The sequence below is a fragment of the Pseudomonas sediminis genome (assembly GCF_002741105.1).
GTDB lineage: Bacteria > Pseudomonadota > Gammaproteobacteria > Pseudomonadales > Pseudomonadaceae > Aquipseudomonas > Aquipseudomonas sediminis.
Window position 1 is genome coordinate 50,104 of record NZ_NIQU01000012.1, and the last position, 20,622, is coordinate 70,725.

The following is a 20,622-nucleotide window of genomic DNA, read 5'->3' on the forward strand; positions in this document are numbered from 1 at the left end:
TCCTGCCCGCCAGTATCCAGGCTAGACGAATGCCTGGTCGCCGAAACCGCGCGGCAGGCGCTGGCGGCCCGGCAAGGCTGTCAGGCGCGCTTCCCAGGAGGTGCGCCAGTCATTGACGGCACGCGCGGCCTTCTCACGGCGGGCGGCCCGGCGCGCAGCGTTACGGGCGTTACGACGAGCTTCGGTGAAGACTTCGGTCTTGCGGCAATTGCGGCATTTGACCTTGCCCAGCTCGGTGGTGGAAGGCAGTTTTTCACCATGAGAGCCACAGGCAAGGTGGCCAGAGACTTTGTAGTGCGTAACCATCGCGTTATCTCCTTGATTGTGGGCGCCCGGCTGTAGCCAGCCGATTTACACCCCTCAGGAAATGTGACTATTAAAGCGCAGCGGTGGTTCATTAACGGCCAGGAGGCATAAGCCGTCTCGCTAGCCACCGGTCCCCCGAGCGGGTCTAATGCCTACTTTTGCCGGAACATCGCGATGCCCCTGAGCCCCGACGAACTCACGCAGATCAGCGCCCTCACCCTGGCCCACTACCAAAGCAGCGCCGAGGACTTTCGCGAGGGCACGCGCGACCATGACGTGAGCCAGAACATCGCCGCGCTGCTGCGTCATATCGAGGGCGAAAAGCCCTGGCGCATCCTCGATTTTGGCTGTGGTCCGGGGCGTGATCTGCGCACCTTCAGCGGCCTCGGCCATACCGCCATCGGCCTCGATGGCTGCGCAGAGTTCGTCACCATGGCGCGCGCCGACAGCGGCTGCGAGGTCTGGCAGCAAAGTTTTCTGGAGCTGGATCTGCCGGCCGGCCACTTCGATGGCATCTTCGCCAACGCCAGCCTGTTCCATGTGCCCGATCAGGAGCTGCCGCGCGTGCTCGGCCAGTTGCAGGCAGCGCTCAGACCGGGCGGTGTGTTGTTCAGCTCCAACCCGCGCGGCGAGAATCAGGAAGGCTGGAACGGCCCGCGCTACGGCAGCTATCACGACCTGGAACGCTGGCGCGCGCGGCTCACGGCGGCCGGTTTCGTCGAGCTGGAACACTACTACCGCCCCACCGGCCTGCCACGCGACCAGCAGCCCTGGCTGGCCAGCGTGTGGCGACGAGTCGGTTAACTCACCACCATAGGCATGCGTCGTTCTAGTCGAATACGGGCCGGAAAAAACTGCGCTCGTAGCTGAGGATGCAACGTGTCTCTTCGGCGTAGCGAAAGGCCGCCTGGCACTCGGCGTCGGCGAAGGAATCCTGACGATAGCGTTCGTATTCGGCCAGGCTGGGGAAGCTGAACAGTGCCAGGGCCACATCATTGGCGCCTTCGGATGGCAGGAAGTAACCGTGGTGCGTGCCGCCGAAGCGCTCTACCAACGGAATCCACAGCTTCGCGTAGTGCTCGAATTCCTTGAGTTTGTAGGGATCGACGATGTAGCGCAGATAGCAGGTGATCATGGCTGTACTTCCTTGCGGGTGGCTTCGATAAGCGCGCGATATAAACACGGCCCGACCGACAGATGCATCTGCTACGCAACGGCATCGCCAACGCCGCACCGGCCGCTGGGCGTTCCTGGCAACGCCTCAAGCGGTGGCTAAGTGGCACGACCTAGCCACAACATCAGCGCCAGGCCTGCAACCCAGATCACCGAAATACCGTAGTTGATGCGCTGGTACAGGCCGAACGAGTGCCCGGCCTCGACGGCCTGGGCCATCAGCACCGCAGTGGCCACGGCCAGTACGGTGCAGGCGAGGGAGAACAGCCCGAAGCCGCGCGACCCCAGCAGGCGCTTGCTCAAAAATCCCCAGAGCAGACTGGCCAGGGTCAGCGAGAGGAACATCACAAGGCCGGCCAGGTTATGCATCTGCTGTGAGAAGGATGGCTGTGCCGGCGCGCAACCCTGGTCGCAGGGGAAATAACCGGTGGCGAAGCTGGCCAGCCCATGGACGAGAATCAGCAGCGCACTGAACGACGCCAGCCGTGAGCCGCGAACCTGACGCATGACCCCAACAGCAAAGAGCACGAAGAGCACGCCCAGCGGCAGGTTGTTGACCCAGGCCGAGAAGCCCTGAGTGGGTGAGCCCTGCGCCCCTAGTTGGCTCATGGCCTGATCCAGGTGGCTGTAACCGGGATAGGCCAGCGCGGTCAGCAACACCCCGAAAAATAGCCAGAGCGGTATCAACACGCCCACGCCGAGCAACATCCGATCCATGTCTTTCATAGGTCCCTGGTCCTTTTCCTTACGGGTAATTAATGCGCTTTCAGCGACGGCAACAGCGCGGTGAGGATGCCCAGCAGCGGCAGGAAGGAGCAGATCAGGAACACCTCCTCGATGCCGTGGATGTCCGCCAGGTAACCGAGCAGCGCGCCGCCGATGCCGCCGAAGCCGAACATCAAGCCGAAGAACAGCCCGGCAATCATGCCGACGTTGCCCGGCATCAGCTCTTGGGCGAAGACCACGATGGCGGAGAATGCCGAGGCGAGGATGAAGCCGATCACCATGCTCAGCACGCCCGTCCAGAACAGGTCGACGTGCGGCAGCAGCAGGGAGAACGGTGCCACGCCAAGGATGGAGAACCAGATCACCCGCTTACGCCCGATGCGGTCGCCAATCGGCCCGCCGAAGAAGGTGCCGGCCGCCACCGCGCCGAGGAAGAGGAACAGGTAGAGCTGCGAGCTGGCTACCGACAGGTCGAACTTCTCGATCAGGAAGAAGGTGAAGTAGCTGGTGAAGCTGGCCATGTAGAAGTACTTGGAGAACACCAGCAGCGCCAGGATCAGCAGGGCGAACTTCACCCGCCCGGCCGACAGACCATGAGTGGCCACGCCGCCCTGCTTGAGCTTGAACAGCGTCAGGTGGTGGCGGTACCAGCGGCTCAGGCCGTACAGCACGACGATGGCGAAGGCGGCGAACAGGCCGAACCAGGCGACGTTGCCCTGGCCGTAGGGAATGATGATGGCCGCCGCCAGCAGCGGGCCGAAGGCAGTGCCGGCATTGCCGCCGACCTGGAAGGTGGACTGCGCCAGACCGTAGCGCCCGCCCGAAGCCAGGCGAGCGATGCGCGACGCTTCGGGGTGGAAGGTCGACGAGCCGATACCCACCAGCGCAGAAGCCATGAGGATCGCCGGGAAGCTGCCGACGAAGGCCAGCATGAGGATGCCGACCAGGGTGCACAGCGAGCCGGCCGGCAGCAGCCAGGGCTTGGGATGGCGGTCGGTGTGGTAGCCCACCCAGGGCTGCAGCAGCGAGGCAGTGAGCTGGAAGGTCAGGGTGATCAGGCCGATCTGCGCGAAGCTCAGGCCGTAGTTGAGCTTGAGCATCGGGTAGATGGCGGGTAACACCGCCTGGATCAGGTCGTTGATCAGGTGCGCCAGGGCGCAGGCGCCGATCACGCGCATCACCAGAGGGCTGGCCTGGCTGACGGGCGACGCGCCGGCCAGGGAGGTAGCGGCAGGGCTGCTGGACATGCTTGAAGCTTCCGAACGAGATGAGGAACGCCGCTATGCTAGGCTGCGCCCAACCGCCTGTCTCACGAAGATCGGGAAACAACCCTCGCAAAAAAGGCAGTCTCATGCGCTTAGCCGATAAATTACTGGCCGAGATCGACGCATCACCCTGGCTGGTCAGCAGCAGCGCCACCGATTACCCGGTCAACGCCGTCATCGAGCCGCACTCGCACCGTAACAAGCACCAGCTGATCTACGCCATTTCCGGGGTGATGGTGGTGACCTCGGCGCTGAACCAGTGGACGGTGCCGCCGAGCCGCGGCATCTGGATGCCCTGCGGCCAGGTGCATGCGATCCGCTGCATCGGCAGCGTGCGGATGCGCAGCGTCTTCGTACGCCCCGACAGCCTGCCGGACATGCCCGCCGAGTGCCGCGCCGTGGCCATCTCGCCGCTGCTGGGCGAGTTGATCCGCGCCGCCGTAGAGATCAACCAGCCCTACGCCGACGACTCGCGCGAGGCGCGAGTGATGCGCCTGATCCTCGATGAGCTGCGTATCCTGCCGACCCTGCCGCTGCACCTGCCGCAGCCGGCCGATCCGCGCATCCAGCCGATCTGCACGACACTTCAGGACGACCCCGGCGACGCCTCCACCCTGGCCGACTGGAGCATCCGCCTGGGTCTGGACGAGAAGACCATCCAGCGCCTGTTCCAGAAAGGCACCAGCATGACCTTCGGCCAGTGGCGCCAGCAGGCGCGCCTGCTGCTGGCGCTGGAGCGCATCGCCCTGGGCGAGAAGATCATCGACATCGCCGGCGAACTGGGCTACGACAGCCCCAGCGCCTTCACCACCATGTTCAAGAAGCAGTTCGGCACCACGCCCAGCCAGTTCTTCAAGTGATGCGTCAGCCGGCGCGCGGCTAACCTTCAGCACAATACTTGACTTAAAAGTCAATTTTTGGCCTGATGCGCCACGCACAACGAAATCCAGCCGATCATTTCCCCGTAAACCCAGCGCCATGGCGATTCATCCGCTCATTGGCGCTAGATTTCGCCTGTCGCTATATACAAAAACATACAACGAAGTAGCATGGCTGCCTGAGCCAGCAGCCAGACCTTCCCTTATCGGAGCACCGAGATGCATAAACTCAGCCTTGCCGTTGCCCTTGGCGTCATCGCGCAACAGACCAACGCCGCCGGCTTCATCGAGGACAGCAAAGCCACCCTCGACCTGCGCAATCTGTACTTCAACTCCGATAACCGCGAAAGCCAGAACTACTCGGGTCAAGCAGAAGAGTGGGGGCAGGGTTTCATCCTCAACTTCCAGTCCGGCTTCACCGAAGGCACTGTCGGCTTCGGCGTGGATGCCATCGGCCTGCTCGGCGTGCGCCTGGATGGCGGCGGGCGAAACGTCAGCCCGGCCAAGGCCGGCCAGGATCGCACGCCCGGCCAGCTGTTCCCGCTGGATAGCGACGGCTCGGCCGTCAATGACTTCAGCAAGGCCGGTGTGACCGCCAAGGCGCGTCTGTCCAAGACCGAACTGCGCATCGGTACCTTGCAACCACGCTTGCCGGTGGTGACCTTCAACGACGGTCGCCTGTTGCCGCAACTGTTCGAAGGCGGCCAGATCATCTCCAACGAGATCGACAGCCTGACCCTGACCGCCGGTCAGCTGGAGCACGCCAAGGGGCGCAACTCCTCCGACTCCCGAGGCCTGTCCATCGCCGGCGCCAACAGCGGGGCAACCAGCCAGTTCGCCAATACCTTCTACTTCGCCGGCGGCGACTACAAGATCACCAAGGATCTGACCGCGCAGTACTACTACGGCAATCTGGAAGACTTCTACACGCAGCACTTTCTCGGCCTGGTGCACAACTATGCGCTGGGCGGCGGCAACCTGAAGAGCGACCTGCGCTACTTCTACAGCGATTCCGACGGCAAGAACGGCAGCGTCGCCGGTCGCGCCGAGGGCTATCGCAGCAGCGGCTATTGGACGCCCGGCGACAGCAACAGCGGCGAAGTGGACAACCGCACCTGGAGCGCGCTGTTCACCTACAGCCACAGCGGTCATGAGCTGAGCGCCGGCTACCAGCAGGTCTCGGGCGACAGCGCCTTCCCCTTCCTCAACCAGGGCGACGGTGCCACAGCCTACCTGATCACCGACCGCCAGATCGGCAAATTCGCCAGTTCCGGCGAGCGCACCTGGCTGGCGGGTTATGGCTACGACTTCGGCAAGCTGGGTGTGCCGGGGCTGAAGGCTTCGTTGACCTATCTGTCGGGCGACAACATCGATCACGCAACTGGCGAGAAGGAGTGGGAACGTGATTTCCGCCTCGACTACATCCTCCATGAAGGCGCGCTCAAGGGCCTTGGGTTCTCCTGGCGTAACGCCAGCCTGCGCAGCGAAGTGGCCAACGATACCGACGAAAACCGTCTGTACGTGACCTACAGCCTGCCGTTGCTGTGAGCCGGATCGGGGCCTGCCGCATGTCCGCCTACCTGACGTCGCAATGCCAACGCCATGCCCTGGAGGGCGAAATCCTCCATGGCGTGAACGCCTCCCGCGCACTACATACGGCACTGCGCGAACTGCTCTCGGCGGTCGAGGCCAGCGGTCGCCCGGTGGACATCCATAGCCTCGCCGAACGACTCGCCACCTTTACCCCCAGCCTCCCTGTCGAGCGTGCCGAAGAATGGCAGATTCGCGCTCAGCAGCATTGGCTGGGACAGACCAAGCCGGCCTTGATCGAATGCCTGGCCGACTACTTCATCCGCTGATGCCAACCACACGAATCCAACAAGGAGTTTCCATGATCAAGACCCTGCAACGCAGCCTGCTGGCCCTGGGCCTGGTCTTCGCCGGCCATGCTCTGGCTGACGAAGTCAAGGTCGCCGTAGCCGCCAACTTCACCGCACCGATCCAGGCCATTGCGCCAGCGTTCGAGAAGGCCACCGGGCACAAACTGGTGGCCTCCTTCGGCGCCACGGGACAGATCTATGCGCAGATCAAGAACGGCGCGCCCTTCGATGTGTTCCTCAGCGCCGACGACAGCACCCCGGCCAAGCTGGAAAGTGAGGGCGATATCGCGCCCGGCTCGCGCTTCACCTACGCCATTGGCAGCCTGGTACTGTGGTCGGCCGACACCGACTACCTCGACGGTACGGACAAGGCGCTGAAAGCAGGCCAGTTCAAGCACCTGTCCATCGCCAACCCGAAGGCCGCCCCCTACGGTCTGGCCGCGACCCAGGTGCTGGATAAGCTGGGCCTGAGCGACGCCGTGAAAAGCAAACTGGTCGAAGGGCAGAACATCACCCAGGCGCATCAATTCGTCTCCACCGGTAACGCCGAGCTGGGCTTCGTCGCCCTGTCGCAGGTGTACAAGGACGGTAAGGTCAGCAGCGGCTCGGCCTGGATCGTCCCGGACGATATGTACGACCCGATCAAACAGGACGCGGTGATTCTCAAGCAGGGCGCGAACAACCCGGCGGCGGCGGCACTGGTCGAGTACCTGAAAGGCCCGGAAGCGGCCAAGGTGATCAAGTCGTTCGGTTATAAGCTGTAATAGCCGTGGCCCGGATCGCATTCGGGCCACGCTTTCCACTTCCGGAATTCCTGCATGCCGCTGTCGAAGAGTGACCTCGACGCCATCCTCCTGACCCTGGAGCTGGCCTCACTGACCACCGTGCTGCTGCTGATCATCGGCACGCCGATTGCCCTGTGGCTGGCACGCACCGACTCCTGGCTCAAGCGCCCGGTCGGCGCGGTGGTGGCGCTGCCGCTGGTGCTGCCGCCGACCGTGATCGGTTTCTACCTGCTAGTGAGCATGGGGCCCAATGGTTTCTTCGGTCAGCTGACGCAGAGCCTCGGGCTAGGCACCTTCACCTTCACGTTCACCGGCCTGGTGATCGGCTCGATCTTCTATTCGCTGCCCTTCGTCGTGCAGCCGCTGCAGAACGCCTTCGAGGCCATCGGCCGTGGCCCGCTGGAAGCGGCCGCGACCTTGCGCGCCAACCCCTGGGATACGTTCTTCAGTGTGGTGCTGCCACTGGCCCGCCCCGGTTTCATCACCGCCGCCATTCTCAGCTTCGCCCATACCGTCGGTGAATTCGGCGTGGTGCTGATGATCGGTGGCAACATCCCCGGCAAGACCCAGGTGGTGTCGGTGCAGATCTACAACCACGTGGAAACCATGAACTACGCCCAGGCGCACTGGCTGGCCGGCGGTATGGTGGCGTTCTCCTTCCTCGTGCTGCTCACGCTGTACAGCGGGCGCAGTAGCCGAATGAGGGCACTGTGATGTTCGGTTTCGGCAAAGCCCCACCACCTGCCGTTCACGACGACGGGCGCATTCGCGCGCGCTTCGTGGTCAAGCATCCGGGCTTCGCCCTGGATGTCGACCTCGACTTGCCCGGGCGCGGCGTCAGTGCGCTGTTCGGCCACTCCGGTTCGGGCAAGACCAGCTGCCTGCGCTGCTTCGCCGGGCTGGATCGCCCGCAGCAGGGTTACCTGCAGGTAGCCGGTGAGCTCTGGCAGGACAGCGAGCGCGGTTTCTTCCTCCCCGCGCACAAGCGCGCCATCGGCTACGTGTTCCAGGACGCCAACCTGTTCCCGCACCTGAGCGTGCGCAAGAACCTGGAATACGGTCAGCGGCGCATCCCTGCCTCGCAACGCAAGGTGGCACTGGAGCAGGCGCTGCAGCTGCTGGGCATCGGCCACCTGCTCGATCGTATGCCCTCGGCGCTGTCCGGCGGCGAACGCCAGCGCGTCGGTATCGCCCGCGCGCTGGTCACCAGCCCGCGCCTGCTACTGATGGACGAGCCGCTGGCTTCGCTCGACCTCAAACGCAAGCACGAAGTCCTGCCGTATCTGCAGCGCCTGCACGAGGAGCTGGACATCCCCGTGCTCTACGTCAGCCACGCCCCGGACGAAGTGGCGCGTCTGGCTGATCACCTGGTGCTGCTCGACGAAGGCCAGGTGCGCGCCAGCGGCCCGCTCAAGGAGACCCTGCTGCGCGCCGATCTGCCGTTCGCCAGCGATGACGAGGCCGAAGCGGTGATCGACGGCCAGGTCTGTGGCCACGATGCCGCCTACGATCTGCTGCAACTGAACCTTCCCGGCAGCGAAGCCTGCCTGCGCCTCCCCCATGCAGCGCTGCTCAGCGGGCATCGGGTACGGGTGAAGATCAAGGCGCGCGACGTCAGCCTCAGCCTGCAACGTGCCGAAGGCAGCAGCCTGCTCAACCTGCTGCCGGTGCGGGTCGATGGCTGGCAGGCGCTGGACGCGCAGATGCTGTTGACCCTGCGCATCGGCGATCAGCGCCTGCTGGCGCGAATCACCCGCTACTCCTTCGATCAGTTGGGCATTCACGCCGGCCAGGCGCTGTGGGCGCAGATCAAGTCGGTGTCGTTGCTGGCGCCGTAATTCCTGGCTGTGCGACCGCGGAGCCCCCGGTGCGCATGGCGCACCCTACGCTGAAGCCGTCACACACCTTAGGGTGCGCCGCGCGCACCGACTACGCGTAGGTTGATAGCTCCCACGCGCAGCGCGAGGAAGATCGGCCTCATTCATTCATTACGCAATACCCGGCAGCTCCAGATGCTCCGGCCCGATTTCGGCATGGCCGGCCAGCAGCAGGGCGAAGTGGATGACGTTCTCCAGCTCACGGGTATTGCCGGGCCAGCGGTGCGCCTCCAGCACCGCCTGCGCCGCCGGACTGATCGACGGAATGGCCAGCCCCAGGCGCAGGGCGTGGATGCCGAGGAAGTATTCGGCCAACGGCAGGATATCGCCGACGCGCTGACGCAGGGCTGGGAACAGCAGCTGGCCATCGCACAGGTAGGCATACAAGCGCTCATCGAAAGTGCCGGCGGCCACCGCGCGGGACAACTCGATGCTGCTCGCCGCCACCAGGCGCACATCCACCGGCAACGCCTGGCTGGCGCCAACGCGATACACCTCGCGGGTTTCCAGTGCGGACAGCAGCTTGCTCTGCAACGGGCGCGCGAGGTCGGCGATTTCATCCAGATAGAGCGTGCCGCCATTGGCCGAACCAAACCAGCCGGCGCGACTGCTGGCGGCGCCGACATGAACGCCGCCAACATGCCCGAACAGCTCGGCCTCACCCCATTGCGGGCTGATCGCCGCGCAGCTCACCGCCACGAACAGGCCGGCACGCTCGCTGTGGCTATGGATATAGCGCGCCAGCAACTCCTTGCCGGTACCGGTCTCGCCAAGAATCAGCAACGGCTGGCCGTTACCCGCCAGCGCTTCGGCGCGCTCGCGCAATTGACGCGAACGCGCATCGACGAATACCAGCGCCTTGGCCCGAATGCTCAGTGGGCTCTTGTCCGAATCGGCGAAGGTCAATGGCGGTGGGAAGCCTGGTGGAAAACTCATGACGTGCAGCTCCTGAGCCACACCTCGCCGGTGCAGCCTGTACGCGAATAAAAAAATTGCCTGGAGCAATTGCTCCGCAACGGCCCGAAGGGTGGCCGCCATGGCTGGCAGGCGATAAAAAAGAGCGGGCGGCTGCCTGGCCCGGCCCCGCTCTGAAAAAGGGTGTGACGTGGTGACCGGCTCAGGCGCGCAAGCGCGACTGCTGTTCGATGCGGTTCTGCAGGCGATACAGATAACCGAAGCCCTGCTCCCAGTAACGGTGCCCGGACTTCACGTTGATATGCCCGGCACCGGTCAAGATCGCTGCCTCGCTGCCCCAGGCCCGCGCCAGTTCCATGGCACGCAGGGCACTGGCCGCCGCGTCGTTGTCGGAGCCCACTAGCAGGCTGGGAAAGGGCAGCAGATCACGCGGTATCGGCGCGAAGTTCTGCAACGGTATGGGGCAGCCTGGCCGCTCGACATCGGCCGGCGCCACCAGCAGCGCGCCGCGCACACGGCGCAGCAACTCGACCGGCGCCTGCGCCGCCCAGTGCGCCACCGTCACGCAGCCCAGGCTATGAGCGATGAGGATGACCGGACGCGGATCGGCGGCAATCGCCTGGTTCAAGGCAGCAACCCAATCGCCCCGTTGCGGGTTGAGCCAGTCCTTCTGTTCGACCCGCGCACTGTTGGGCAGGCTGCGCTGCCAGTGGCTTTGCCAGTGTTCCTCGGATGAGCCCTGCCAGCCCGGCAGGATCAGATAACGGATTGCTTCGCTGCCCATGACGGCACTCCTTGAATCGAATGGCGTCAGTCTAGGCAGCGCAAACCCATTACAAAAAGAATAAGAATTTATTTACTTATTCCATAAATGCAAAGCAAACACCTGACGGCTTATATTTCTAAAAGGCATATAAATGTTCTTAAACAATATTTTTAAGAATATTTCAGCCTCTCTACTATCCGCTCCACGCCAGCGTCGGCACTCACATCCCGCCGCCGTGGCGACCTATTCACAAGGAGCCTGGAAATGACCGCGACGCTGAGAAACCTCGAAGGCCAGGATGAAGCCAGCATCCTGCGCGAGATCCAGACCGCACTGCATGGCCTGAAATTCGGTTCGGTGGAAATCACCGTCCACAACGGCCAAGTGGTGCAGATCGAGCGCAAGGAAAAGATTCGCCTGCAACAACCGAACACCAAGAACAGCTGACAGAACACCGACCTCATGATGCAGCCCGACTGGACCACCAGAGGGCTCGAAACAGTTCGCCTCGCCTGACACCCAATACGCCAACACAAGAATTCAACAGTTAGGAGCTGCACCATGTCCATTCGTCGTTTCGCCCTGGCCGCGCTGGCCAGCACCCTGATCGCCGGCCCGGCCATCGCCCAGCCGCTGCTCAACGTGTCCTACGACCCGACCCGTGAGCTGTACGTCGAGTACAACGCCGCCTTCAACAAATTCTGGCAAGCCAAGGGCAACCCCGCCGTCGCCATCCAGCAGTCCCACGGTGGCTCGGGCAAGCAGGCCCGTGCGGTGATCGATGGCCTGCGCGCTGACGTGGTGACCCTGGCCCTGTCCGGCGACATCGACGCGATCAACCTCAACCAGCAGCTGATAGACCCGAACTGGCAGGCGCGCCTGCCGGACAACAGCACCCCCTACACCTCGACCATCGTGTTCCTGGTGCGCAAGGGCAACCCGAAAGGCATCAAGGACTGGGATGACCTGGTCAAAGACGGCGTGGAAGTCATCACCCCGAACCCGAAAACCTCCGGCGGCGCGCGCTGGAACTTCCTCGCCGCCTGGGCCTATGCCCGCGAGAAATTCGGCAGCGAAGACAAGGCCCTGGAGTTCGTAACCGAGCTGTACCGTCACGCCCCGGTGCTGGATACCGGCGCACGCGGCTCGACCATCAGCTTCGTCCAGCGTGGCCTGGGTGACGTGCTGCTGGCCTGGGAAAACGAGGCCTACCTGTCGCTGGCCGAAGAAGGCGGCGATCAGCTGGAGATCGTCACCCCGTCGCTGTCAATCCTCGCCGAACCGCCGGTTGCGGTGGTCGATGCCAACGTCGACCGCAAAGGCACCCGCGCCGTGGCCGAGGCCTATCTGGAGCACCTGTACAGCGAAGAAGGCCAGCGCATCGCCGCGAAGAACTTCTACCGCCCACGCAACGAAAAGGTCGCCGCCGAGTTCAAGGACCAGTTCCAGGACCTCAAGCTGGTGACCATCGACAAGGATTTCGGCGGCTGGAAAGAAGCCCAGCCGAAGTACTTCGGTGACGGCGCGGTGTTCGATCAGATCTTCACCAAGATCAACCAGTGATACCGGTTTGATCGCTCAGGCTCTCCACCTTCCGGGGTGGAGAGCCTTGTTTAGAGCCGGCTAGCAGTCTCGCGAACCAGAGCCAGTTCCATCGCAGCATGGCCAACGCGCAGCAGACTTTTAACCAGCTCTTGTCGCGGACCTGAGCCAAAGGACACCCCATGTCTCGTCGAACTTCCTCGGTCATACCCGGCTTCGGGCTGACTCTGGGCTACACCCTCACCTACCTGGCGTTGATCGTGCTGATCCCGTTGGGTGCGATGTTCCTCTTCTCTTTTCAGTTGACCAGCGAGCAATGGTGGGCCCTGCTCAACAACCGCCAGTTGCAGTTCTCGCTGAAACTGTCGTTCGGCACCGCCCTGGCCGCGGCCGTACTCAACGGTATTCTCGGCACCATCATCGCCTGGGTGCTGGTGCGCTACACCTTTCCTGGCCGGCGCATCATCGATGCCATGGTCGACATGCCCTTCGCCCTACCCACCGCCGTGGCCGGTATCGCGCTCACCGCGCTGTACGCACCCAACGGCCTGATCGGCTCGCTGTTCCCGTTCAAGATTGCCTATACCCCGCTAGGCATCACCCTGGCGCTGGTGTTCGTCACCCTGCCGTTCGTGGTGCGCACGCTGCAGCCGGTGCTGGCCGACATTCCCAAGGAAGTTGAAGAAGCCGCCGCCTGCCTGGGTGCCAAGCCGTTGCAGGTGTTCCGCCACGTACTGCTGCCGAGCCTGCTGCCGGCCTGGTTGACCGGTTTCGCCCTGGCCTTCGCCCGCGGTGTCGGTGAGTACGGCTCGGTGGTGTTCATTGCCGGCAACATCCCGCTGAAGACCGAGATCCTGCCGCTGCTGATCGTCTCCAAGCTGGACCAGTACGACTACCCGGGCGCCACCGCCATCGGTGTGATCATGCTGGTGGTCTCGTTCATCCTGCTGCTGCTGATCAACATCCTGCAGCGCCGCATCCAGCCGCAACTCTGAGGAGCCCGTCATGAGCCTTGCAACCCTCGGCCAGAGCGCGGCTGCGCGCCCAGCCAGCCGCTCCATCGGCGCCATCGCCCTGATCGTCATCGCCTGGGCGGTGTTCGCCGCGATTCTCGTATTACCGCTGTACATGGTGGTGACGCAGGGCCTGAGCCGTGGCCTGGAGGTTTTCTGGCAAGCGATCAGCGAGCCGGATGCCATCTCGGCGCTGAAGCTGACCCTGCTCGCCACCGCCATCTCGGTACCACTGAACCTGGTGTTCGGCGTCGCCGCCGCCTGGGCGGTGACCAAGTTCGAGTTCCGCGGCAAGAGCATCCTGATCACCCTGATCGACATGCCGTTCTCGGTGTCGCCCGTGGTCGCCGGCCTGATCTACGTGCTGCTGTTCGGCTCGCAGAGTTTTCTCGCGCCGTACCTCGACTCGCAGAACCTGCAGATCGTCTATGCCGTGCCGGGCATCGTGCTGGCGACCATCTTCGTCACCTTCCCCTTCGTCGCCCGCGAGCTGATCCCGCTGATGGAGGAACAGGGCACCACCGAGGAAGAGGCCGCGCGCCTGCTCGGTGCCAACGGTTGGCAGATGTTCTGGCATGTCACGCTGCCTAACGTAAAATGGGCGCTGATCTACGGCGTGGTGCTGTGCACCGCCCGTGCGATGGGCGAATTCGGCGCAGTATCGGTGGTTTCCGGGCATATCCGCGGTTACACCAACACCCTGCCGCTGCATATCGAGATTCTCTACAACGAGTACAACATCGTCGCTGCCTTCAGCGTGGCGATCCTGCTGCTCGTCATGGCCCTGGTGGTGTTGCTGCTTCGCCAATGGAGCGAAGCGCGTCTGAGCCGCCAGCTGCAAGCCAACCGAGAAGACTGACAGCCGTGAGGCACGGCCCACGGAACCACCAGGAATAAGCCATGAGTATCGAAGTCAAAGGCGTCAACAAGCAGTTCGGCCAGTTCAAGGCGCTGAACGAGATCAACCTGAGCATCCAGAGCGGCGAGCTGGTCGCCCTGCTCGGCCCGTCCGGCTGCGGCAAGACCACCCTGCTGCGCATCATCGCCGGCCTGGAAACCCCGGACAGCGGCAGCATCGGCTTCCACGGCGAGGACGTGTCCGAGCACGACGTGCGTGATCGCAACGTCGGCTTCGTGTTCCAGCACTACGCGCTGTTCCGCCACATGACCGTGTTCGACAACGTCGCCTTCGGCCTGCGCATGAAACCCAAGCGCGAGCGCCCGAGCGAAGAGGTGATCAAGCAGAAAGTGCACGAGTTGCTCAACCTGGTGCAGCTCGACTGGCTCGGCGACCGCTACCCGGAGCAGCTCTCCGGCGGCCAGCGCCAGCGTATCGCCCTGGCCCGCGCCCTGGCGGTGGAGCCGAAAGTGCTGCTACTCGACGAACCCTTCGGCGCGCTGGATGCCAAGGTGCGCAAGGAACTGCGCCGCTGGCTGGCGCGCCTGCACGAGGAAGTGCACCTGACCAGCGTGTTCGTGACCCACGACCAGGAAGAAGCCATGGAAGTGGCCGACCGCATCGTGGTGATGAACAAGGGCGTGATCGAGCAGATCGGCACCCCGGCCGAGGTCTACGAGCATCCGGCCAGCGATTTCGTCTACCACTTCCTCGGTGATGCCAACCGCCTCTACGTCGGCAACGACCACCACGTGCTGTTCCGCCCGCACGAGGTCGATCTGTCCAGCGAACCGAGCCCGGAGCACAAAGCCGGCGAAGTGCGCGACATCCGCCTGCTTGGCGCGATCACCCGCATCACGCTGAAAGTCGAAGGCCAGGACGAACTGATCGAGGCCGAGGTGGCCAAGGATCACGTCAGCCTGGACAACCTCGCCCGTGGCACCACCCTGTACTTCAAGCCCAAGGGTGGCAAGCCGGTCAGCCCCTCAGCCTGAACGCCCTACGCTCCCTCGGCCACACCTGCAGTAGCACTTCGTACGCAGGGTGGCCGTAGGGTGGGCTAAAGCCCACCCTACGAATCTACGCAGCCGCGATCGCCATGATCGCCCTGCGCCCCTCCGGCGACACCTGCAACGCACGCGACTCCTTGCTGCGCCGCAACCAGCCCTCACCTTCACACAGCCTCAGCAGCGCCGCGCCCAGCGCACCGCCCAGATGCGGCTTGCGCTCGCTCCAGTCCGGGCAGGCACACAACCGCTGGCGACGCTGACGACCGACCTGCTGCAAATCGATACCCAGCGCCTGCAGCCCCAGCTCGCCGCTGGCGGTCAACTTCAGCGCACCGTCCTCCTCACTCAACCAGCCAGCCGCACACATACGTGCGAACACGCCGACTGCCAGCTCGCCGGCCAGATGGTCGTAGCAGGTGCGCGCCTCGCGCATGACCAGCGGCGTGCCGCGCGAGACTGGCACTGCACGCGTTTGCCGTGGCTGTGCGGCCAGTGCAGCACTGGCCAGCGCCTCGACCAGTTGCCCGACTTCCGGCCCGGCCAGACGGTAATAGCGATTGCGCCCGTGCCGCTGCTGCACCAGCAGGCCGCCCTCCACCAGCTTGGCCAGGTGCGCGCTGGTCGACGACGGCGACAGGCCTGCCAGCAAGGCCAGCTCACCGGCCGGCCGCGCACTGCCGTCCATCAGCGCCCAGATCATGGCCGCGCGGCCGGCATCGGCAAGCAGCGCGGCGATCGAACTGAAACCTGGTGCGTATTCCATAATTCACCTCATGACGAAACATGGCGTGCAGCAAATATGGATACTGGCAGGCAACTTCAGCCAGAGCCAGGGAGAAAGCCGATGCTCGCCGTGATCTTCGAAGTCGAGGCCAAGCCGGACCAACAGCAGGACTATCTCGACCTCGCCGCAGAGCTGCGCCCGCTACTCGCCGAACAGCCGGGTTTCATCTCCATCGAGCGCTTCCAGAGCCTTACCCAGCCAGGGAAGATCCTGTCGCTGTCGTTCTGGCAGGACGAAGCCTCGGTCCAGGCCTGGCGCCAGCGCGATGAACACCGACGCGCACAGATGGCAGGACGCGAGGAGGTTTTCAGTCACTATCGTCTGCGCGTGGCCCAGGTACTGCGCGACTACGGCTTGCACGAACGCGACGAGGCGCCTGCCGACAGCCGGTCGATCCACGAACAGGGGGCGGCGCGATGACCGAGCATCTGCCGCTGATCCTCGTCACCTTCCTGCTCGCCGGCCTGGTCAAGGGCGTGGTCGGCCTCGGCCTGCCGACCATCGCCGTCGGCCTGCTCGGCCTGGTGATGGCGCCACTGCAAGCCGCCGCGCTGCTGATCATCCCATCGATGGTGACCAACATCTGGCAGCTGTGCGACGGCCGCAGCCCGCTACCGATGCTGCGCCGCCTGTGGCCGATGCTGCTGGGCATCCTGTTCGGCACGCTGCTGGTCGCCGGCTTGCTGCAGAGTCTCGACCTGCCCGGCGCCACCCGCTGGCTGGGCGCTGCCCTGGTGCTCTACGCGCTGCTTGGCCTGGCCAAGGTGCACTTTCGCGTGGAGCGGGCCAAGGAAGCCTGGCTGAGACCGATGATCGGCGCCATCACCGGTGCGATTACCGCCGTTACCGGCGTTTTCGTGATTCCAGCCGTGCCCTTTCTTCAGGCCATCGGCCTGGAGAAGGACGACCTGGTGCAAGCCCTGGGGCTGTCGTTCAGCGTATCTACCCTGGCCCTGGCGGCAGCGCTCGGTCACAGCGGTGAACTGCTGCAACCGGCAGTGCTCGGGCTGTCTGCCCTGGCCTTGCTGCCTGCCCTGCTGGGCATGGCCGCCGGCCAGTGGTTGCGCAAGCGCATCAGCGCGGAGCGCTTCAAACGCTGGTTCTTCATCGGCCTGTTGCTGCTCGGCGCCGAGCTGGCATTGCGTGGCCTCTGAGCCGGCCTCATCAGGCCACGGCAGCCTGCGAGTGCTTGAGGCCGAACCATTGCAGTTCGGCCAGCAGCCCGACCGCCAAAGCCTGAGCAATGATGAAGGCATAACCGAACAGGTTCGGCGAGACCCAGCCGATCACCAGCAGCAGCAGGCTGTCGATCACCCAGACCAGGTTGACCGCAATGACCGCCCAGATGGCCTGGCGGCTGATTTCAGCACGGTTGGACAACCACACCAGCATCGCCGCGAAGGGCAGCAGGGCACTGCCTGCGACCAGCAACAGCAGGCGCGGCAGTTCGAGGAAGGCGCCCAGCCAGCCGGCCGCCAGGACCAGCAGCAGGCCAGTGACGCCGCTGAGCAGACCATCGAGCAAGAGAGCGTTGCGCAGCATCGGGGTGGGTTGTAGTGCGTTCATGGCGAATCCTCCATAGGGGCACCGGACTGGTGCCTGGCCTACAGATTTCGCCGAAACCATCAGGGCGTCGATTACCTGCCAGGTAATGGCCGACATGACCTGGCTGAACTATCGTGCTGACCATGAACACTACCCAGACCGCCGGCGCGCTGTTGCGCCAATGGCGCCAGCGGCGCCGCCTGAGCCAGCTCGACCTCGCCTGCGAGGCGGAGATATCCACCCGCCACCTGAGCTTCGTCGAAACCGGACGCGCCCAACCCAGCCGCGAGATGCTGCTGCACCTGGCCGAGCAGTTGGATATCCCCCTGCGCGAGCGCAATCGCCTGCTCAGTGCCGCCGGCTTCGCCCCGCTGTACAGCCAGCACGAGCTGAGCGATCCGGCACTGGCTCCAGCCCGCCAGGCCATTGAGCAGTTGCTCAAGGCCCATGAGCCCTATCCGGCACTGGCCATCGACCGACAGTGGAATCTGCTGGCAGCCAACGCCTCGGTCAGCCCCTTTCTCGCCGGCATGCCGGATTTCCTGCTCGGCCCGCCGCTCAACGTGATGCGCCTGTCACTGCATCCCGAAGGCCTGGCACCGCGCATCGCCAACCTGGCGCTGTGGCGCGCCCACCTGCTGATGCGCCTGCAGCGCGACGCGGAAATCAGCGGCGATGAAGCCCTGTTCAGACTGCTCGATGAGCTACGCGGCTATCCAGCGCCGGCGGAAGTCCCTGCGCCACCGAGCGAGGCCGTGCTGGTGCCGCTGCAACTGCACAGCGAGCAGGGCGTGCTCAGCCTGATCAGCACCATCACGGTGTTCGGCACGCCGAATGACGTGACCCTCGCCGAACTGGCACTGGAGACCTTCTTCCCCGCCGACGCCTTCACCGCCGAGTACCTGCGCAATCTGAATAAAAGCCCCTGAACGGTAGCGATTTCCGACGAAATCACTCTTTCGGGTCATGCTCCGCTACGCTTGGCGCAGTAGTCTTGGCGCTGCGTCGTTGACGCTGCCAATGCATACCTGCTCAAAACAATAACAAGGAGCACCCCGGATGCGCTGTAAAGCACTGTTGCGTCATGCTTTTCTCTGGTCGCTCGGACTTTTCGTCGGGCTCTCGCCAATGGTCTTCGCCGAGGCCGTCAGTCCGCAGGAACAGATTCAGGTACACGCCAGCCGTGCCACCAGTAGCCTGATGCTGTTACGTGGTGAAGGCTTCCAGAAGACCCATCAGCAGCGCCTGGAAGCCGACCTAGCCGCTCTGGCCGGTGCCATGCAGAGCCTGCCGCAGGGCAGCGCCGAACTCACCAACGCCCATCAGGCACTCGTTACCCAATTGCGCAACGGTGTTTCCTATGGCCCCGGTGACGAGAACGTGCCCTGGCGTTTCCCCGAAGACCTCAGCCGTGCCCTGCGCGACTTTCTCAGCGCAGCCCGGGCCCTGCCGAGCGCCGAAGGCCAGAGCGAACTGGCGGCCAAGGTCGAGTACCTCAGCGTGCAATACCTCAGCCGTTCCTACCTGGGCACCTTCGAGATCGCCCGGGAACAACCCGGCACCTACCTCGGCCAGGACGAACGCCTGCTGCTGCCGGCCATCGACAGTGAACTGCAGGCACTCAAGGACCAATCCGACCCACAGGTGAGCAAGCTGCAGACACGCTGGAGTTACCTGCGCGCCGCGCTGGCTGACATGAACAGCCAGAGCAACACCCTGCAGAGCGTTTCCGGCCGCCCCTTCGCCCCCATCACCGTGGACCGCCACGCACGCTCGATGACGGCGCAGTGGATGGAGATGTTCTAGAAAGGCTCGCGGCTAAAGCCCCTCCCACAAACCCCGAGGGAGCGTGGGAGGGGCTTTAGCCGCGACGAACAGCAGCGCGGGCTCAGGCCAGCGCCTTCTTCTCGCGGATGCAGGTCGGGCCGGCGATCTCCACCACGGCATGTTCGACTTCCTTGCGCAGGCCGAGCAGGAAAGCCAGTTCAGCGGCCACGAACAGCGGACCAACGATCAGTCCCATGACGTCATCGACGAACGCCGGCTTGCGCCCTTCGTAGTAATGGCCAACGAACTGGATCACCCAACCGACCACGAACAGACCAATGCCTGCCGTCAGCCACAAGGCCGTGGAGGCGACCGCCAAGCTGGCACCGGCCCACAGGCACAGCCCCAGCAGTACGGCCATGAGCAGGCCGAAGCGGGTATCCAGACGCAGATAGAACACGGCGGCAGCCAGCGCCGTCAGCGTGGCAGGCGCCAGCCACAGGCCAGCGATTTCGAAACCTGGCCGCGACAGCAGCACGGCGACGGCCAGCACGATCATCGGGATACCGATGAAATGGCTGGCAATGTTGCGTCGGTCGCGGTGGTAGGCGGCATACTGCGCCAGGTGATCGACGAGGGTTTTCATTGTTATCGTCCTCATGTGTGAAACGGGCCCGAGCATGATCACCTCGCCGTGGCTCGTCGCACTGTCGGCTAGCCGACAATGGCAGGGAAGGCCGCACCGCCGCGCAACCTCACAGGAGCCGCAATGCCCGATCCCCGCCATTACCTCAGCCAACTGAACCAGGGGCACTGGTTCGCCGCCTTGCCAGCAGCGCTGAGCCAGAACCTGCTGGACATGGCCCAGGTGCAGCGCCTGGACGCCGGCCAGCGGCTGTTTCGCCGTGGCGACAAACCCAGCGGGCTGTACGCGGTGGTCGAAGGCGCCGTGCGCGTCGGCGCAGTCAGCGAGAACGGCAAGGAGGCGCTGCTGACACTGGTCGAGCCGCCTTACTGGTTTGGCGAGATTTCCCTGTTCGATGGCCTGCCGCGTACCCACGATGCCTTCACCGAAAGCGCCAGCACCCTGCTGCTGTTGCCACAGACCGAGCTGCTCGCCCTGCTCGAACGCCAGCCGCAACACTGGCGCGACTTTGCCCTGCTGATGAGCCACAAGCTGCGCCTGGCCTTCCTCGCCCTGGAAGACATGAGCCTGCTGCCCGCCGCGCCGCGCCTGGCCCGACGCCTGCTGCTGATCGCCGAAAATTACGGTGACAGCGAACCCCGACGGGTGCTGCACCTGGCCCAGGAACAGCTGGCGCTGATGCTCTCGCTGTCACGTCAGACCACCAACCAGATACTCAAGGAGCTGCAGGCACAAGGCGTGGTGCAACTGACCTACGGCGAAATCGAAATTCTCGACATCGAGCACCTGCGCCAACTGGCCTCCTGAACCGCTGGCGTCCTGCCACTGTCCAAGCCCTGTTCATTT

Annotated in this window: 26 protein-coding genes; 17 read left to right on the forward strand and 9 right to left on the reverse strand. The window is 64.2% G+C overall.

All coding sequences use genetic code 11. The features are described from left to right. Positions 1–21: 21 nt before the first annotated feature. Positions 22–306 carry a hypothetical protein gene (locus CDO35_RS21830; protein ID WP_041980354.1) on the reverse strand — a complete coding sequence of 95 codons (285 nt, stop codon included), beginning with the start codon at positions 304–306 and terminating at the stop codon, positions 22–24. A 174-nt stretch (positions 307–480) separates the two neighbouring features. Between CDO35_RS21830 and CDO35_RS21835 the strand changes: the two genes are divergently transcribed. Beyond that, on the forward strand, positions 481–1,110 hold the full coding sequence (locus CDO35_RS21835) for a class I SAM-dependent methyltransferase (protein ID WP_099526680.1): 630 nt from the start codon (positions 481–483) through the stop codon (positions 1,108–1,110). Between the two features lie 25 nt (positions 1,111–1,135). Here the strand turns inward: CDO35_RS21835 and CDO35_RS21840 are convergent, their stop codons facing one another. The 3 genes from CDO35_RS21840 to CDO35_RS21850 all read right to left on the reverse strand — a co-directional run bounded on the left by CDO35_RS21840 (position 1,136) and on the right by CDO35_RS21850 (position 3,452). Continuing rightward, the gene (locus CDO35_RS21840; protein ID WP_036998898.1) at positions 1,136–1,441 is read right to left on the reverse strand and encodes an NIPSNAP family protein; all 306 of its coding nucleotides are present in this window, start codon (positions 1,439–1,441) and stop codon (positions 1,136–1,138) included. Between the two features lie 137 nt (positions 1,442–1,578). Continuing rightward, positions 1,579–2,205 (reverse strand): DUF998 domain-containing protein, encoded by a 627-nt coding sequence (locus tag CDO35_RS21845; RefSeq protein ID WP_099526681.1) that lies wholly within the window; start codon positions 2,203–2,205, stop codon positions 1,579–1,581. A gap of 29 nt (positions 2,206–2,234) precedes the next feature. After that, complete coding sequence (locus CDO35_RS21850; RefSeq protein ID WP_099526682.1) at positions 2,235–3,452, reverse strand: MFS transporter; 1,218 nt, start codon at positions 3,450–3,452, stop codon at positions 2,235–2,237. Between the two features lie 104 nt (positions 3,453–3,556). Here CDO35_RS21850 and CDO35_RS21855 point away from each other — a divergent pair, with 104 nt between their 5' ends. The 6 genes from CDO35_RS21855 (at position 3,557) to modC (ending at position 8,851) form a co-directional block, all read left to right on the forward strand. Beyond that, a complete protein-coding gene (locus tag CDO35_RS21855; RefSeq protein ID WP_099526683.1) occupies positions 3,557–4,330 on the forward strand; it encodes an AraC family transcriptional regulator in 774 nt (257 codons plus the stop codon). A 237-nt stretch (positions 4,331–4,567) separates the two neighbouring features. Further along, positions 4,568–5,896: an OprD family porin gene (locus CDO35_RS21860; protein WP_099526684.1), complete on the forward strand. Its 1,329-nt coding sequence runs from the start codon at positions 4,568–4,570 to the stop codon at positions 5,894–5,896. Between the two features lie 20 nt (positions 5,897–5,916). Beyond that, the gene (locus tag CDO35_RS21865) at positions 5,917–6,207 is read left to right on the forward strand and encodes a hypothetical protein (protein WP_099526685.1); all 291 of its coding nucleotides are present in this window, start codon (positions 5,917–5,919) and stop codon (positions 6,205–6,207) included. 32 nt (positions 6,208–6,239) lie between these two features. Continuing rightward, entirely contained in the window at positions 6,240–6,992 is a 753-nt protein-coding gene (modA, locus tag CDO35_RS21870; protein WP_099526686.1) for a molybdate ABC transporter substrate-binding protein, read from the forward strand. 54 nt (positions 6,993–7,046) lie between these two features. Continuing rightward, positions 7,047–7,727 carry a molybdate ABC transporter permease subunit gene (gene modB / locus CDO35_RS21875; RefSeq protein ID WP_099526687.1) on the forward strand — a complete coding sequence of 227 codons (681 nt, stop codon included), beginning with the start codon at positions 7,047–7,049 and terminating at the stop codon, positions 7,725–7,727. Then, positions 7,727–8,851, forward strand: coding sequence for a molybdenum ABC transporter ATP-binding protein (modC, locus tag CDO35_RS21880; RefSeq protein ID WP_099526688.1), 1,125 nt, complete (start codon positions 7,727–7,729; stop codon positions 8,849–8,851). The genes modB and modC overlap by 1 nt, the downstream gene beginning before the upstream one ends. 150 nt (positions 8,852–9,001) lie before the next feature. On the opposite strand, the gene CDO35_RS21885 is transcribed toward modC, so the two are convergent. After that, the gene (locus CDO35_RS21885) at positions 9,002–9,826 is read right to left on the reverse strand and encodes a sigma 54-interacting transcriptional regulator (protein ID WP_099526689.1); all 825 of its coding nucleotides are present in this window, start codon (positions 9,824–9,826) and stop codon (positions 9,002–9,004) included. Positions 9,827–10,007: 181 nt separating this feature from the next. Then, the gene (locus CDO35_RS21890) at positions 10,008–10,589 is read right to left on the reverse strand and encodes an RBBP9/YdeN family alpha/beta hydrolase (RefSeq protein WP_099526690.1); all 582 of its coding nucleotides are present in this window, start codon (positions 10,587–10,589) and stop codon (positions 10,008–10,010) included. 246 nt (positions 10,590–10,835) lie between these two features. Here CDO35_RS21890 and oscA point away from each other — a divergent pair, with 246 nt between their 5' ends. The 5 genes from oscA to CDO35_RS21915 all read left to right on the forward strand — a co-directional run bounded on the left by oscA (position 10,836) and on the right by CDO35_RS21915 (position 15,019). Beyond that, positions 10,836–11,018, forward strand: a complete 183-nt coding sequence (gene oscA / locus CDO35_RS21895) for a sulfur starvation response protein OscA (protein ID WP_036998842.1) — start codon at positions 10,836–10,838, stop codon at positions 11,016–11,018. Between the two features lie 114 nt (positions 11,019–11,132). Then, positions 11,133–12,134, forward strand: a complete 1,002-nt coding sequence (locus CDO35_RS21900; protein WP_099526691.1) for a sulfate ABC transporter substrate-binding protein — start codon at positions 11,133–11,135, stop codon at positions 12,132–12,134. A gap of 161 nt (positions 12,135–12,295) precedes the next feature. Continuing rightward, positions 12,296–13,108, forward strand: a complete 813-nt coding sequence (cysT, locus tag CDO35_RS21905) for a sulfate ABC transporter permease subunit CysT (RefSeq protein WP_099526692.1) — start codon at positions 12,296–12,298, stop codon at positions 13,106–13,108. A gap of 10 nt (positions 13,109–13,118) precedes the next feature. Continuing rightward, positions 13,119–13,985, forward strand: a complete 867-nt coding sequence (gene cysW / locus CDO35_RS21910; protein WP_013717716.1) for a sulfate ABC transporter permease subunit CysW — start codon at positions 13,119–13,121, stop codon at positions 13,983–13,985. A 41-nt stretch (positions 13,986–14,026) separates the two neighbouring features. Continuing rightward, positions 14,027–15,019 carry a sulfate/molybdate ABC transporter ATP-binding protein gene (locus tag CDO35_RS21915; protein WP_013717717.1) on the forward strand — a complete coding sequence of 331 codons (993 nt, stop codon included), beginning with the start codon at positions 14,027–14,029 and terminating at the stop codon, positions 15,017–15,019. An 85-nt stretch (positions 15,020–15,104) separates the two neighbouring features. On the opposite strand, the gene CDO35_RS21920 is transcribed toward CDO35_RS21915, so the two are convergent. Next, positions 15,105–15,797: an ArsR/SmtB family transcription factor gene (locus CDO35_RS21920; protein WP_013717718.1), complete on the reverse strand. Its 693-nt coding sequence runs from the start codon at positions 15,795–15,797 to the stop codon at positions 15,105–15,107. An 81-nt stretch (positions 15,798–15,878) separates the two neighbouring features. On the opposite strand from CDO35_RS21920, the gene CDO35_RS21925 reads away from it, so the two are divergent. Next, complete coding sequence (locus tag CDO35_RS21925) at positions 15,879–16,238, forward strand: antibiotic biosynthesis monooxygenase family protein (RefSeq protein WP_013717719.1); 360 nt, start codon at positions 15,879–15,881, stop codon at positions 16,236–16,238. Then, positions 16,235–16,972 carry a sulfite exporter TauE/SafE family protein gene (locus CDO35_RS21930; protein ID WP_099526693.1) on the forward strand — a complete coding sequence of 246 codons (738 nt, stop codon included), beginning with the start codon at positions 16,235–16,237 and terminating at the stop codon, positions 16,970–16,972. The genes CDO35_RS21925 and CDO35_RS21930 overlap by 4 nt, the downstream gene beginning before the upstream one ends. Positions 16,973–16,982: 10 nt before the next feature. Here the strand turns inward: CDO35_RS21930 and CDO35_RS21935 are convergent, their stop codons facing one another. After that, positions 16,983–17,384, reverse strand: coding sequence for a hypothetical protein (locus CDO35_RS21935; protein WP_099526694.1), 402 nt, complete (start codon positions 17,382–17,384; stop codon positions 16,983–16,985). Positions 17,385–17,506: 122 nt separating this feature from the next. Here CDO35_RS21935 and CDO35_RS21940 point away from each other — a divergent pair, with 122 nt between their 5' ends. Next, a complete protein-coding gene (locus CDO35_RS21940) occupies positions 17,507–18,292 on the forward strand; it encodes an MmyB family transcriptional regulator (RefSeq protein WP_099526695.1) in 786 nt (261 codons plus the stop codon). Between the two features lie 130 nt (positions 18,293–18,422). Further along, positions 18,423–19,169 carry a hypothetical protein gene (locus CDO35_RS21945; protein WP_099526696.1) on the forward strand — a complete coding sequence of 249 codons (747 nt, stop codon included), beginning with the start codon at positions 18,423–18,425 and terminating at the stop codon, positions 19,167–19,169. Positions 19,170–19,251: 82 nt separating this feature from the next. On the opposite strand, the gene CDO35_RS21950 is transcribed toward CDO35_RS21945, so the two are convergent. Further along, positions 19,252–19,776 (reverse strand): Mpo1 family 2-hydroxy fatty acid dioxygenase, encoded by a 525-nt coding sequence (locus CDO35_RS21950; RefSeq protein WP_099526697.1) that lies wholly within the window; start codon positions 19,774–19,776, stop codon positions 19,252–19,254. Positions 19,777–19,899: 123 nt separating this feature from the next. On the opposite strand from CDO35_RS21950, the gene CDO35_RS21955 reads away from it, so the two are divergent. Beyond that, positions 19,900–20,583 (forward strand): Crp/Fnr family transcriptional regulator, encoded by a 684-nt coding sequence (locus tag CDO35_RS21955; protein ID WP_099526698.1) that lies wholly within the window; start codon positions 19,900–19,902, stop codon positions 20,581–20,583. Positions 20,584–20,622 lie beyond the last annotated feature (39 nt).

What these genes read in the sequence shown, in the direction of transcription:
- CDO35_RS21830 (WP_041980354.1), bottom strand. Translation starts at nt 306, where the DNA reads ATGGTTACGCACTACAAAGTCTCTGGCCACCTTGCCTGTGGCTCTCAT.
- CDO35_RS21835 (WP_099526680.1), top strand. Translation starts at nt 481, where the DNA reads ATGCCCCTGAGCCCCGACGAACTCACGCAGATCAGCGCCCTCACCCTG.
- CDO35_RS21840 (WP_036998898.1), bottom strand. Translation starts at nt 1,441, where the DNA reads ATGATCACCTGCTATCTGCGCTACATCGTCGATCCCTACAAACTCAAG.
- CDO35_RS21845 (WP_099526681.1), bottom strand. Translation starts at nt 2,205, where the DNA reads ATGAAAGACATGGATCGGATGTTGCTCGGCGTGGGCGTGTTGATACCG.
- CDO35_RS21850 (WP_099526682.1), bottom strand. Translation starts at nt 3,452, where the DNA reads ATGTCCAGCAGCCCTGCCGCTACCTCCCTGGCCGGCGCGTCGCCCGTC.
- CDO35_RS21855 (WP_099526683.1), top strand. Translation starts at nt 3,557, where the DNA reads ATGCGCTTAGCCGATAAATTACTGGCCGAGATCGACGCATCACCCTGG.
- CDO35_RS21860 (WP_099526684.1), top strand. Translation starts at nt 4,568, where the DNA reads ATGCATAAACTCAGCCTTGCCGTTGCCCTTGGCGTCATCGCGCAACAG.
- CDO35_RS21865 (WP_099526685.1), top strand. Translation starts at nt 5,917, where the DNA reads ATGTCCGCCTACCTGACGTCGCAATGCCAACGCCATGCCCTGGAGGGC.
- modA (WP_099526686.1), top strand. Translation starts at nt 6,240, where the DNA reads ATGATCAAGACCCTGCAACGCAGCCTGCTGGCCCTGGGCCTGGTCTTC.
- modB (WP_099526687.1), top strand. Translation starts at nt 7,047, where the DNA reads ATGCCGCTGTCGAAGAGTGACCTCGACGCCATCCTCCTGACCCTGGAG.
- modC (WP_099526688.1), top strand. Translation starts at nt 7,727, where the DNA reads ATGTTCGGTTTCGGCAAAGCCCCACCACCTGCCGTTCACGACGACGGG.
- CDO35_RS21885 (WP_099526689.1), bottom strand. Translation starts at nt 9,826, where the DNA reads ATGAGTTTTCCACCAGGCTTCCCACCGCCATTGACCTTCGCCGATTCG.
- CDO35_RS21890 (WP_099526690.1), bottom strand. Translation starts at nt 10,589, where the DNA reads ATGGGCAGCGAAGCAATCCGTTATCTGATCCTGCCGGGCTGGCAGGGC.
- oscA (WP_036998842.1), top strand. Translation starts at nt 10,836, where the DNA reads ATGACCGCGACGCTGAGAAACCTCGAAGGCCAGGATGAAGCCAGCATC.
- CDO35_RS21900 (WP_099526691.1), top strand. Translation starts at nt 11,133, where the DNA reads ATGTCCATTCGTCGTTTCGCCCTGGCCGCGCTGGCCAGCACCCTGATC.
- cysT (WP_099526692.1), top strand. Translation starts at nt 12,296, where the DNA reads ATGTCTCGTCGAACTTCCTCGGTCATACCCGGCTTCGGGCTGACTCTG.
- cysW (WP_013717716.1), top strand. Translation starts at nt 13,119, where the DNA reads ATGAGCCTTGCAACCCTCGGCCAGAGCGCGGCTGCGCGCCCAGCCAGC.
- CDO35_RS21915 (WP_013717717.1), top strand. Translation starts at nt 14,027, where the DNA reads ATGAGTATCGAAGTCAAAGGCGTCAACAAGCAGTTCGGCCAGTTCAAG.
- CDO35_RS21920 (WP_013717718.1), bottom strand. Translation starts at nt 15,797, where the DNA reads ATGGAATACGCACCAGGTTTCAGTTCGATCGCCGCGCTGCTTGCCGAT.
- CDO35_RS21925 (WP_013717719.1), top strand. Translation starts at nt 15,879, where the DNA reads ATGCTCGCCGTGATCTTCGAAGTCGAGGCCAAGCCGGACCAACAGCAG.
- CDO35_RS21930 (WP_099526693.1), top strand. Translation starts at nt 16,235, where the DNA reads ATGACCGAGCATCTGCCGCTGATCCTCGTCACCTTCCTGCTCGCCGGC.
- CDO35_RS21935 (WP_099526694.1), bottom strand. Translation starts at nt 17,384, where the DNA reads ATGAACGCACTACAACCCACCCCGATGCTGCGCAACGCTCTCTTGCTC.
- CDO35_RS21940 (WP_099526695.1), top strand. Translation starts at nt 17,507, where the DNA reads ATGAACACTACCCAGACCGCCGGCGCGCTGTTGCGCCAATGGCGCCAG.
- CDO35_RS21945 (WP_099526696.1), top strand. Translation starts at nt 18,423, where the DNA reads ATGCGCTGTAAAGCACTGTTGCGTCATGCTTTTCTCTGGTCGCTCGGA.
- CDO35_RS21950 (WP_099526697.1), bottom strand. Translation starts at nt 19,776, where the DNA reads ATGAAAACCCTCGTCGATCACCTGGCGCAGTATGCCGCCTACCACCGC.
- CDO35_RS21955 (WP_099526698.1), top strand. Translation starts at nt 19,900, where the DNA reads ATGCCCGATCCCCGCCATTACCTCAGCCAACTGAACCAGGGGCACTGG.